This window comes from Mesorhizobium sp. B1-1-5 (assembly GCF_006443065.1).
GTDB lineage: Bacteria > Pseudomonadota > Alphaproteobacteria > Rhizobiales > Rhizobiaceae > Mesorhizobium.
This window is the reverse complement of sequence record NZ_VFWS01000036.1, coordinates 23,192-35,000: the sequence shown is the minus strand read 5'-3', so window position 1 is coordinate 35,000 and position 11,809 is coordinate 23,192. Positions and strand designations below refer to the sequence as shown.

Annotated in this window: 9 protein-coding genes (1 of these 9 only partly in view); 2 read left to right on the top strand and 7 right to left on the bottom strand. The window is 64.2% G+C overall.

Going from position 1 to position 11,809, the window contains the following annotated elements; translation table 11 throughout:
• A protein-coding gene (locus FJ980_RS14100) for a M23 family metallopeptidase (protein ID WP_181181199.1) crosses the window boundary here: on the top strand, window positions 1-1,074 show its 3' portion. It extends 906 nt beyond the left edge of the window; only the last 1,074 of its 1,980 coding nucleotides appear in the window; the start codon falls outside the window, past its left edge; it ends in the stop codon at window positions 1,072-1,074.
• Here FJ980_RS14100 and FJ980_RS14095 read toward each other — a convergent pair.
• Window positions 1,071-2,624 (bottom strand): MFS transporter, encoded by a 1,554-nt coding sequence (locus tag FJ980_RS14095; RefSeq protein WP_140543613.1) that lies wholly within the window; start codon window positions 2,622-2,624, stop codon window positions 1,071-1,073. The two genes, FJ980_RS14100 and FJ980_RS14095, sit on opposite strands and share 4 nt — an antisense overlap.
• Window positions 2,625-2,848: 224 nt before the next feature.
• Between FJ980_RS14095 and FJ980_RS14090 the strand changes: the two genes are divergently transcribed.
• Complete coding sequence (locus FJ980_RS14090; RefSeq protein ID WP_140543611.1) at window positions 2,849-3,481, top strand: TMEM175 family protein; 633 nt, start codon at window positions 2,849-2,851, stop codon at window positions 3,479-3,481.
• On the opposite strand, the gene FJ980_RS14085 is transcribed toward FJ980_RS14090, so the two are convergent.
• The 6 genes from FJ980_RS14085 to prfA form a co-directional block, all read right to left on the bottom strand.
• Window positions 3,455-4,993: a L,D-transpeptidase family protein gene (locus tag FJ980_RS14085; RefSeq protein ID WP_140543609.1), complete on the bottom strand. Its 1,539-nt coding sequence runs from the start codon at window positions 4,991-4,993 to the stop codon at window positions 3,455-3,457. The two genes, FJ980_RS14090 and FJ980_RS14085, sit on opposite strands and share 27 nt — an antisense overlap.
• Before the next feature lie 232 nt (window positions 4,994-5,225).
• A complete protein-coding gene (locus FJ980_RS14080; RefSeq protein ID WP_140543607.1) occupies window positions 5,226-5,591 on the bottom strand; it encodes an MmcQ/YjbR family DNA-binding protein in 366 nt (121 codons plus the stop codon).
• Window positions 5,592-5,682: 91 nt separating this feature from the next.
• Window positions 5,683-8,289, bottom strand: coding sequence for an ATP-dependent chaperone ClpB (clpB, locus tag FJ980_RS14075; RefSeq protein ID WP_140543605.1), 2,607 nt, complete (start codon window positions 8,287-8,289; stop codon window positions 5,683-5,685).
• Between the two features lie 224 nt (window positions 8,290-8,513).
• Window positions 8,514-9,518: a DUF4167 domain-containing protein gene (locus FJ980_RS14070; protein ID WP_140543603.1), complete on the bottom strand. Its 1,005-nt coding sequence runs from the start codon at window positions 9,516-9,518 to the stop codon at window positions 8,514-8,516.
• A 313-nt stretch (window positions 9,519-9,831) separates the two neighbouring features.
• Window positions 9,832-10,701: a peptide chain release factor N(5)-glutamine methyltransferase gene (gene prmC, locus FJ980_RS14065; protein ID WP_140543601.1), complete on the bottom strand. Its 870-nt coding sequence runs from the start codon at window positions 10,699-10,701 to the stop codon at window positions 9,832-9,834.
• Complete coding sequence (gene prfA, locus FJ980_RS14060) at window positions 10,694-11,773, bottom strand: peptide chain release factor 1 (protein ID WP_140543599.1); 1,080 nt, start codon at window positions 11,771-11,773, stop codon at window positions 10,694-10,696. The genes prmC and prfA overlap by 8 nt, the downstream gene beginning before the upstream one ends.
• Window positions 11,774-11,809 lie beyond the last annotated feature (36 nt).

The window sequence follows — 11,809 nt, the reverse complement described above, 5'->3', positions numbered from 1 at the left end:
GAGGCCATCGCCAAGCTCTTGAACGCCCCCGCGCTGAAGGCCGGAACGGTGCTGCGCGTTGGCCTCGAGGTGCGCGGCGACATCGCCAAGGTCGTGCGCACCAGCGTCTACGACAAGACCACGCACATCGTCACCATAGCGCTCGACGACCGTGGCCAGTATGTGCCGGCGCAGGAGCCGGAGGCCAATCCCGAGCTTTTGACGGCGTTCGATGATTCGCAGCCCGTCGTGGTGCGCGGCAATCTGCCCAATGTCTATGACGGCATCTACCGCACCGCCTATTCCTACGGCATGTCGAAAGCGATGACGCAGAAGCTGATCAAGCTGCTCGCTTCCGACGTGGATTTCCAGTCGCGGCTCTCGCCTTCCGACCGCCTCGAAGTGCTGTTCTCCCAACCCGACGGCGACGACCAGGCCTCCGACGACTCCGAGCTTCTCTACGTCTCGTCGACCTTCGGCGGACAAACGCGCAATTTCTATCGCTTCCAGATGCAGGACGGCAGCGTCGACTATTTCGACGAGAACGGCAGCAGCGCCAAGCAGTTCCTGCTGCGCAATCCGCTGCCCAACGGGCGCTTCACCTCCGGCTTCGGCGCACGCCGGCATCCGATCCTTGGCTACGTCCGGATGCACACCGGCACCGACTGGGCAGCGCCGATCGGCACGCCGATCATCGCCGCCGGCAACGGCGTCGTCGAGAAGGCCGGCTGGGCCGGCGGCTACGGCAAGCAGATCATCATCCGCCACGCCAATGGCTATGAGACCTCCTACAATCACCAGAGCGCTTTCGCCAAAGGCATCGAGGAAGGCGTTCATGTCCGACAGGGGCAGGTCATCGGCTATCTCGGCCAGACCGGCCTCTCTACCGGCCCGCACCTTCACTACGAACTGATCGTCAACGGCACCAAGGTCGATTCGATGCGCGTGCGCCTGCCGGTCGGCAAGGTTTTGAAGGGCGACGATCTCGTCGCCTTCAAGAAAGAGCGCGAGCGCATCGACGATCTTCTGAAGCAGGAAGACGGCAACGCGCTGAAGGTTGCCAGCGCCAAGACTGATTCGCAGCTTCCGAACTAATCTTGCTCATCGTTTGTCTTTTGCGGCCAGGGCGATGCCTGTCCGGGAACCGTGAACCAGGCGGTGAGTGAAGACAGCACGCAAAGCAGTGCCGTGATCGCCGCGACCGCGGCGAAAGCCGAATCGCTTGCCGCAATCCTGGCCGCTTCAATATCGGCGGCTAGCCCGGAGGCGGGCGGCTCGCCGAAACCGGGCACCCCGGCGGCATTGCCGGTCATCCGCGCGTAAACCCAGGCCGCCAGCGAGCCCATCGCCGCCACCGCGATCAGGCCGCCGACGCGCGAGACCGCGTTGTTGATGCCGGAGGCGGCCCCGGTATCCTTGTCCTCGACGGACGTCATGACCGCGGTCGACAGCGGCGACACGACCTGCGCCATGCCAAGTCCCATCAGCGCCATCAGCGGAAAGGTGCCGATCCAGAAATCGTGGATGCCGAAATGGGTAAGCGAGGCAAGGCCGGCGAAGGCGATGGCGACGACCATGCTGCCGCTGGCGATCGGGAAACGCGGGCCTATGCGATCCGACCACTGGCCGACCGGTCCGGACAAAAGCGCGATCGACGCCGACAGCGGCACGAAGATGAAGCCGACCTCGGCCGCGCTCAGCCTCCAGCCGGCGATCAACAGCATCGGCAGGTAGAACAAATTGGCCGACAACGCGAAATAAAGGAAAAATGTCGCCAGATTGGCGCCGGCAAAGGCCCTGATCCGGAACAGGCCGAGATCGATCATCGGGTCGCGCCGCCTGTGCTCGTAAAAGATGAAGACAACAAGCAGGACCACGCCGGCAACGATCGCCGGGCCCGACATCAACCCTGCGCCTTCGGCATTCATCGCCGTCAACCCGTAGGCGAGCAGGCCGAAAGCAAGCGTCGCCAGCGCCGCGCCGCCAAGGTCGAGGCTGCGTTTTTCGGTCGGCTTGTCGGCCGGCACCTTGGCCAGAAGCAGATAGATCGAGATCAGCCCAAGCGGCAGGTTGATGGCAAAGATCGCGCGCCAGACCCCATTGCCGAAAGTCGAGAGCACGAAGCCGCCCAGCACGGGACCGAGCGCCGTGGTCAGCGCCGAAGCGGCCGCCCAGATGCCGATCGCCCGGCCGCGCTCCTTCTTCGGATAGGCTTTGGCGATAATGGCCAGGCTGCCCGGCACCATGATCGCCGCACCGATGCCCTGGATGGCGCGGAAGGCGATCAATATAGCCGGATCGGGCGCCAGCGCGCAGGCGAGCGAGGCCGCGACGAACAGCGCGATCCCGGCCACGAAGGCGCGCCGCAGTCCAAACCGGTCGCCGGCAGCCCCCCCCACCAGGATGAGCGCCGACAGCGTCAACGCATAGGCGTTGGAAATCCACTGCGCTTGCGCCAGGCTGGCGCCGAGATCCGCGCGCAGCGCCGGCATGGCGATCGCCAGGATCGAACCGTCGATGAAGCCAAGCGCAGAGGCGAGGATCGCAGCGACCAGCACGAATTTTCGCTGCGTCTGGGGACAAAACGTGCCGTTCGCCCGCGCGGGCGCATGCGAATCGGCAGTGGTTTCATTCGCGGATGACATCGGATCCCTGCTTAGCCCTCTCGCGCGGGCGCAACAACAAGCCAGAGCATCCCTCTTCTTGAAACCAGATGACAGAGCATGATGCCGAAAAGTGTGAAGCGGTTTTCGGACGACATCATGCTCTCTCTTTTTGATCCAGGGCCGGATGACGAGGTGGGCTCAATCCTGATGCAAACCGCCAACGGCGTGCTAGGTTCCGCAATCATGCGTGAGAGGGGGAAGCCATGAAGCGGCCGCTCGAACCGTCGGCGGAAGGACGCGGACGCATCGTCGGAGTGACCGACGGCGTTTTCGCCATCGCGCTGACCTTGATCGTGCTGGAGATCAGAGTGCCGTCGCATGAGGCGGTGCATTCGGAAGGCGAATTGCTTGCCGCGATCCTGGCGCTTGCGCCGCGATTCCTGACTTATGCGCTGAGCTTCCTCACGCTCACCATCTTCTGGTTCGGACAGCAGGCACAGCATGGCCTGATCGCGAAATCGGACCGGCGGCTCGCGACGCTCAACCTGTGCTTCCTTGCCTTTATCGCCCTGCTGCCCTTCTCAACCGACCTTCTCGCCGATTTCCTGGCATTCAGGGGCGCGGTATTGGTCTACTGGCTGAACCTGCTGATGCTGGGCGCCACGCTGTACGCAAGCTGGTGGTATGCCGACAGGAACGGCATGATCGCCGAGGACGTCGACGCTGAAACGCGCCGCACCGTCTACAAGCGGATCGTCAAGGCGCAGATCCTGTGGGCGGTCGGCGCGGCGCTTTGCCTGATCACGCCGCTGCTCAGCATAGGCTTCATCCTGCTGGTGCAGCTCATCTATGCCGCGGCGCCGCGCGCCTTACTGCTGCGTAAACTCATCGGTTGAGGTCCCGCCGACATCTGCGATTGTTGATCCGCCGACAAACTCAACCGTGACGCCCGGCGATACCACCTTGGCGAGCTCGCGCGCATCCCAGTTGGTCAGGCGAACGCAGCCATGGCTCTCTGTCTTGCCGATCTTGGAGGGATCGGGCGTGCCGTGGATGCCGTAGGTCGGCTTGTCGAGCGCGATCCACACCGATCCGACCGGACCATTCGGTCCCGGCGGGATGGTCAGGATCTTGTCGTTCTGGCCCTGCTTGAAATTTATGTTGGGATTGTAGGTATAGTTTGGGTCGAGCGCGATGCGCGAGACCGTATGGACGCCGGTCGGCGAGGGCGTGTCGGCCGAGCCGATCGTCGCGGGGTAGGCCGCGACCAGCTTGCCGCCCGCGTCGTAGGCGTAGACTTCCTTCTTGGTCTTGTCGGCGACGATGCGCGCCACCGGCGTCGACACCAGCTTGCCGAAATTGGCGACCTTGATCATCGTGCCCGGGCGATTGAAGTCCACGCCCTTGTTGATCGACTTCAGGTAGGTCTCGTCCATGTGGAAGCGCTCGGCCAGCGCTTCGGTGACCGAGGTGTAGCCCATACGGTCGAGCCTGGCTTTCTGGCTGTAGTCCTCGGGGATCGAGGCGACGTAGGGACCGGCCGCATCCTCCGGCGTGATCGTATAGGAGGCGAAGGCGTCGCCGCCGGACTGGGCAAGCGCTGCCTGGATGCCGACCGCATCGGTCGACTTCAGATTGGTGCCGTTTATTTCGTTGTAGGCGGCCAGCGCCTTGTCGACATTCGAGCCGAAACGCCCGTCGATCACACCCGGCGAGGCGCCGCCGCGGTCGAGCAGCACCTGCAGCGCCGCAACGTCCTGGCGCACGCCGAGCGACAGCGACGGATCGACCGTGGCCTTGCCACCAGTGTTCGGCGGCAGTGCCGCCTGGGCATCCGGATTGGTCTGGAGCACTTCGCCATGGCCCGGCTGCTCCGGATCGACCGACGCCTCGTTCAGCGGCTGGCGCTTGATTGTGTTGGACCTCGGCGCCTCCGGATAAGTGGTGGCATAGCCTTCATCGTTGTTGGACGCCGGCGGATAGGCATCGACGGAATTGTCGTTGAGGTCATATTCGTCGACCGGCGGCGGGATGACCCGGCCATTTTCCTCGAGCTGCCGCCGGCGGAAGCGAGCCATGTCGTCGGGGTTGTCGAGATAGTAGCGGTCGTCGTCCTCGGCCGGCGCGCGGCCGAGTTCCTGCATGCGCATCTGCCGGCGAAGCGCGCGGCGGTCGAGCCTGCTGCCCGGCGGCTGGATGGCGATGACCTTGCCGGTGTCGGCATCGACCAGCACCCGATTGCCCCTGGCGTCGTAGTAGATATCGATATTGCCTTCCTGGGCCAGCATCAGCGCGCCGCGCTCAGCCGGGCGCGCAGCCTGCGCGCCATCCGCGCTCGGCATGGCGAACGCACTGGAAGACACCAGCCCGGCCGCGAGTGCCGAAAGGGAAAAGATCAAGCGCAGCATGGGGGTCAAGCTCTCCGGTCGACTCGGGCTTCTGGCGGGCGAATCTTCGTCAGCAAACCAGCTAGCCAAATTAAGATTCCAACATGAACCGGGCATGAAGATGGCGGGTTTCCGGTACCTTGAGGAATATGAGCTCATGCATGTTGCCCAAAAATACGCAGCGGTTCTGGGGGCCGACATGCGAAACAACAGCTAAAGCGCATCGACTACATCCGTTTCGGCGCGACGCGCCTTAGCCTGCGGCAAGCCCCAATTCCTTGCGTGCCTGTCTGGTCAGCTTGAGGACGACCAGGCGATGGCTCTCGCGCAGATAGTCCTCGAGCGCCGCATCATCCATGCTTTGGCTTGTCTGACGCTGGATCCATTTCATGCCGCGCGAGGCGAGATAGGGCGCCGGCCGGCAGCCCGGCTGATCCTTCAGCACGTCATAGGCCATCTCGGAACATTTGAAGGTGACGAAGAGCTCGCCGCCCTCGTTCCAGCCGCCGATGGCGAACACCTTGCCGCCGACCTTCCAGACATGGGCGCCGCCCCACTGAACGACATGCGTCGTGGCGGGCAATGAAGCGCAGAAGCCGTTGTAATCGTCGAGCTTCATCGAGTCCTTCGCGGTCATCCGAATCGGAATAACAAAGCGCGCCGCACCATACGATGCGACGCGCTTCGCGTTCATTCAAGCTCGCCCGAAATCAGGCGGCGGCTTCCGTCGCCACCACGGTCGGCTTCGAGCGGAAGTTCAACCGGTCGGAGCCGGCGGTGACCTTGACGGTCGAACCGTCGAGAATCTCGCCGAGCAGGATCTTCTCCGCCAGCGGATCCTGCAGCTCCTTCTGCATCACCCGCTTCAGCGGCCTGGCGCCATAGGCCGGATCGTAGCCCTTCGACGCCAGCCACTCGATGGCATCGTGATCCAGCGAGAGCGCGATCTTGCGGTCGGTAAGCAGGCTCTCCAGCCGCTTGAGCTGGATCTCGACGATGCGGTCCATGTCCAGCCGGCGCAGCCGGTGGAACAGGATCACCTCGTCGACGCGGTTGAGGAACTCCGGCCGGAACGAGGCCTTCACCACGCTCATCACCTCGTCGCGCACGGCGTCGACATCCTGGTCGTCGCTGAGATTGACCAGATACTCGGCGCCAAGATTGGACGTCATGATGATCAGCGTGTTGCGGAAATCGACCGTGCGGCCCTGGCCGTCGGTCAGCCTTCCGTCGTCGAGCACCTGCAGGAGCACGTTAAACACGTCCGGATGCGCCTTCTCGATCTCGTCGAACAGCACGACCTGATACGGCCGGCGCCGCACCGCTTCGGTCAGCGCGCCGCCCTCCTCATAGCCGACATAGCCGGGAGGCGCGCCGATCAGCCGGGCGACGGAGTGCTTCTCCATGAACTCCGACATGTCGATACGCACCAGCGCCGTCTCGTCGTCGAACAGGAAGCTGGCCAGCGCCTTGGTGAGCTCGGTCTTGCCTACGCCGGTCGGTCCGAGGAACATGAACGAGCCGATCGGCCGGTTCGGATCCTGCAATCCGGCGCGGGCGCGCCGCACTGCCTTGGACACCGCCTGCACGGCTTCGCCCTGGCCGACGACACGCTTGCCGATCTCGTCTTCCATGCGCAAGAGCTTCTCGCGTTGCCCCTCCAGCATCTTGTCGACCGGAATGCCGGTCCAGCGCGACACGACATGCGCGACATGGTCGGGCGTGACCACCTCTTCCACCATGCCGGTCTTGCCGTCCTGCGCCTCGGCTTCCTTGAGCTTCTTCTCGAGCTCCGGGATCTTGCCATAGGCAAGCTCGCCGGCGCGCTGGAACTCGCCCTTGCGCTGCGCGATCGCCAGTTCGTTGCGCGTCTCGTCGAGCTGCTTCTTCAGGTCGGCGGCAAGGCCAAGCTTCTGCTTTTCGGCCTGCCACTTGGTGGTCAGCTCGCTCGATTCCTCCTCGAGATCGGCGAGCTCCTTCTCCAGCCGGGCAAGCCGGTCCTTCGAGGCCTCGTCCTTCTCGACCTTCAGCGCCTCGCGCTCGATCTTGAGCTGCATGATGCGGCGGTCGATCTCGTCCAGCGCCTCAGGCTTGGAATCGACCTGCATGCGCAGCCTGGACGCCGCCTCGTCGACCAGGTCGATCGCCTTGTCGGGAAGAAAGCGGTCGGCGATGTAGCGATTGGAAAGTGCGGCCGCCGATACGAGCGCGGAATCGGAGATGCGCACCTTGTGGTGCTGCTCGTATTTCTCCTTCAGGCCGCGCAGGATCGAAACCGTGTCTTCCACCGTCGGCTCGTCGACGAAGACGGGCTGGAAACGGCGGGCAAGCGCGGCATCCTTTTCGACATGCTTGCGGTATTCGTCGAGCGTGGTCGCGCCGACGCAGTGCAATTCGCCGCGCGCCAGCGCGGGCTTCAACAGGTTCGAGGCGTCCATCGCGCCGTCCGCCTTGCCGGCGCCGACCAGCGTGTGCATCTCGTCGATGAACAGGATGATGTTGCCGCTGGCCGAGGTTACCTCGTTGAGCACGGCCTTCAGCCGCTCCTCGAACTCGCCGCGATATTTGGCGCCGGCAATCAGCGCGCCCATGTCGAGCGCCATCAATTGCTTGTCCTTCAGCGATTCCGGCACGTCGCCATTGACGATGCGCAGCGCCAGGCCTTCGGCAATCGCCGTCTTGCCGACGCCCGGCTCGCCGATCAGCACGGGATTGTTCTTGGTGCGCCGCGACAGCACCTGGATGGTGCGGCGGATCTCGTCGTCGCGGCCGATGACCGGATCGAGCTTGCCGGCGCGGGCGTCGGCGGTGAGGTCGCGCGCATATTTCTTCAGCGCGTCATAGCCCTGCTCGGCACTGGCCGAATCGGCGGTGCGGCCCTTGCGGATGTCGTTGATCGCATGGTTGAGCGCCTGCGCGGTGACGCCTGCCTTGGACAGGATGTCGGCGGTCTTGGCCGACTTCTCCATGACAAGCGCCTGCAGCAGCCGCTCGACGGTAACAAAGCTGTCGCCGGCCTTCTTGGCCAAGTCCTCGGCGGTTGAGAACACCTTGGCGAGCGGCTGGGCAAGGTAAAGCTGGCCGTTGCCGCCTTCGACCTTGGGCATCGCCTCGAGCGCCGTCTCGACGCCGAGCTTGACGTCGCGGACATTGCCGCCGGCGCGCTCGATCAAGGATGCGGCGAGGCCCTCGTCATCGTCGACGAGCACCTTCAGTATATGTTCGGGCGTGAATTGCTGGTGGTTGCGCGACAGCGCCATGGTCTGCGCGGACTGGATGAAGCCGCGCACGCGCTCCGAGTATTTTTCAAGATTCATTCGCTGTCTCCTTCCGTCACCGGCCCGCTTTGCGGCACCGGATCAGATTGCGGTGACGGACCCGCTCAAAAGAGCCGAGCCCTGTTTAGCGCAGATATGGTGTATGGGCCACGGTCCCTCAAGACGCCTTGATGTCGATCAATGCAGAATATTCCCAGGCGCGCATATACAAAAACGGCGGAGATTTCTCTCCGCCGTCAGCGATGCTTGAAATGGCGTCTGGATCAGTTGTTTGCGTCGGCAGCTACGGGCTCGCCGGGGGCTTCGTTGACAACAGGTGCCGGCTCGCTGGCGGCAGGCTCCCTCGCCTGGTTCGCCTCTTCGGCCGGCTTGGCGCCGACCTCGTCGCTATTGTTCGCAGCGTCGGGACCGGAACCTTCGAGGCTCGAGCCCTCCGGCTGGTCGCCCTGCCCGCCACCGGCCTGGTCGGCATAGCTGCCGCGGGGACGCCGCGGACGCCGCGGACGGCGGCCGCCATTGTCCTGGGCGGCTTCGTTGAGCTCGGCCTGTGCGGCAAGGGCCGCCGGCGAGAAACTGTCGAACTGCGGCGCCTGCTCGGCCTGTGAACCAGCCTCGCCGGTCGCCTCGGGCTGCGCCTGTCCCTCATTGCGGCGGTGCTGGTCGAACTGCTGGCCGCCCTGCTCGCCGCGCTGGGCGTTTTCGCCACGCTGACCGTTCTGGCCATACTGGCCGCCGCCGTTGCGGCGGTCACGATGCCGGTCGCGGCTATTGTTGTCGCGCTGGTTGTTGTCGCGACGGCTATTGTTGTCGCGGCCGTTTTCCTGGTTGTAGGCGAGTTCCGCCGGCGTGCCTTCGATCACCGGCTGCGGGCCGGAGCCGCTCGCCGTGCCCGGCGCATCGGCGCCGTTGTTGCCGATATTGTCGAACTCCTCGCGATCTTCGTCCATATCGTCGTCGAAATCGTCGCGATTCTGCTGGGCGTTCTGGATCGGCATCTGCGCCTGTGCGGCGGCAATGATGCGATTGTAATGCTCGGCGTGCTGGAGGTAGTTCTCCGCCATAACCCGGTCGCCGGAGCTTTGCGCGTCACGGGCGAGTGTGGCGTATTTCTCGGCGATCTGCTGAGCCGATCCGCGGATTTTCACGTCCGGGCCGTTGCTTTCGTAGTTACGGGTCAGGGGGTTGGGCCCCTTGCGGTTGTTGTTGTTGCCACCGCCGCCATTGTTGTTGCGACCGCGCATGCGCCTGTTCTGCTGTTGTGGCCTCATTAGACTCTCTTCATAGTGAATTTTCGAAAAACTCTTCACGAACGGTGGCGCTCATGCAGCCAGCCGTTTCGTCTCTTCACCGGCGATCGCCCGCATCAATTGCGTTGGCGCCACGTGCCATCCTGTCCCGGTTACATCACTTGCCGGATGATTCCCGCACGAAGCTTGGGCGTCGTTTGCGCAAGAAGGCAGCTATTTCCAAGGAAAACCGAATCGCTGGGAGCACTGCCTGCTTCGTCTCATCCGGTTGAGCCGGACCCTAACTGCATTCCCCGGTATTGCCAAGCGGTTTTTTCGCACTGCATCAGGGCTTTCAACGCTCGAACACCAGAACTCTGTCATTGCCGCCGAGATCGCGATGTGACCCGGTTAACACATAGCCGGCTGCCGCGAATATTCCGGTGACCTCGTTTTTCTGCGTATGGCCGATCTCGACCGCTACCTTGCCTTGCGCTTGCAGAAATTCCGCCGCTTCAGCGGCAATGACCCGATAGGGGTCCAAACCGTCCGCACCACCGTCGAGGGCCCGGTGCGGGTCGAAATCGCGGACCTCGTCCTGCAGATTTCCGATGTCTCGACTGGGTATATAGGGAGGGTTCGAGGCAATTACATGGTAGTGGCCCGAAACTTTTTCGAACCAGTTGGAATGCAAGGCTTTGAAGCGTTCGCCGAGCCCCAGGGCCCGGGCGTTTCCGGCCGCAACCGCCAATGCGCCGAGCGAAATGTCGACGCCCGTCGCGGTGGCCGCCGGAACGGCGCTGAGCAGCGCCAGCGCGATGGCGCCGGTGCCCGTGCCGAGATCGAGAATGCGGCATTCGCCAAGCCTCTCGGCCGTCGCCCGCGCAAAGGGCAGGACGGCGTCAACCAGCGTCTCGGTGTCCGGCCGGGGCTCCAGCGTCTCCGGCGAAAGCGACAGGCGCAAACCGTAGAATTCGCGGCAGCCGAGGATACGGTGCACCGGCTCGCCTGCGACGCGACGCCTCAGGGCCGCTTCGATGGCCGAAAGCGCCGCCGAACCCACCTCTTGTCCCGGTTCGGCGATGGCCTGGGTACGGGTCGTGCCCGAGAAATGCTCGACGATCAGCCGCGAATCGAGCGCCGGATCGTCGATGCCGGCTATGGCCAGACGCTCGCGCGCTGCCCTGAGCAGCGGTCCGAGCGCGGCGGGCAGTCGATCAGCCATCGAGGCTCATATCGGCAAGCAGCTTCGACTGATGGTCGGCGATCAGCGCGCCGACGATCTCGTCCAACTCGCCCATCATCACCCGGTCGAGCTTGTAGAGCGTGAGGTTGATGCGGTGGTCGGTGACACGGCCTTGCGGGAAATTGTAGGTGCGGATGCGCTCCGAGCGGTCGCCCGAGCCGACCTGCGATTTTCGCGACGACGAGCGCTCCTCATCCGCGCGGCTGCGCTCGAGATCGTAGAGTCTGGCCCTCAGGATCTGCATGGCGCGCGCCCGGTTCTGGTGCTGCGACTTTTCCGCCTGCACCACCATGATGCCGGTCGGCAAATGGGTGATGCGAACCGCCGAATCGGTGGTGTTGACGTGCTGGCCGCCCGAGCCGGAGGCCCGCATCGTGTCTATGCGGATGTCCTCCGCCCGGATTTCGATATCGACCTCCTCGGCCTCGGGCAGCACGGCGACGGTCGCGGCCGAGGTGTGGATGCGCCCGCCGGCCTCGGTTTCCGGCACGCGCTGCACGCGGTGCACGCCGGATTCGAACTTCAGATGCGCGAACACGCCCTTGCCCGACACCGCGGCGATAATTTCCTTGTAGCCGCCGACCTCGCCTTCGCTCGCCGATACCACCTCGAAGCGCCAGCCGCGCGAGGCGGCATAGCGCTCATACATGCGAAAAAGATCACCGGCGAACAAGGCCGCCTCGTCGCCGCCGGTGCCGGCGCGGATTTCGAGGATGGCGTTCCTCTCGTCGGCCGCATCCTTGGGCAGAAGCAGGATCTGGATGTCCTTCTGCAGCGTCTCGATGCGGCTCTCGACCTCCGGCAGGTCGGCCTCGGCCAGCGCGCGCATGTCGGCATCGGTCGCTTTGTCGGCAAGCATCGCCTCGAGGTCCGCCTGCTCCTGCTCGGCGGCGCGCAGCGCCCGGATCTTGCCCACCATCTCCTGGATGTCGGCATATTCCGAAGCCATCTTCACATATTGATCGGCGGCGGGTCCGGCCGCCATCTGCGCCTCGAGCATGTCGAAACGCTTGACGACTTGATCCATACGGTCGCGGGGCAGGTTGATCATGGTCTTCGAATTTCGATTGAATTCACGTCAGGGCGA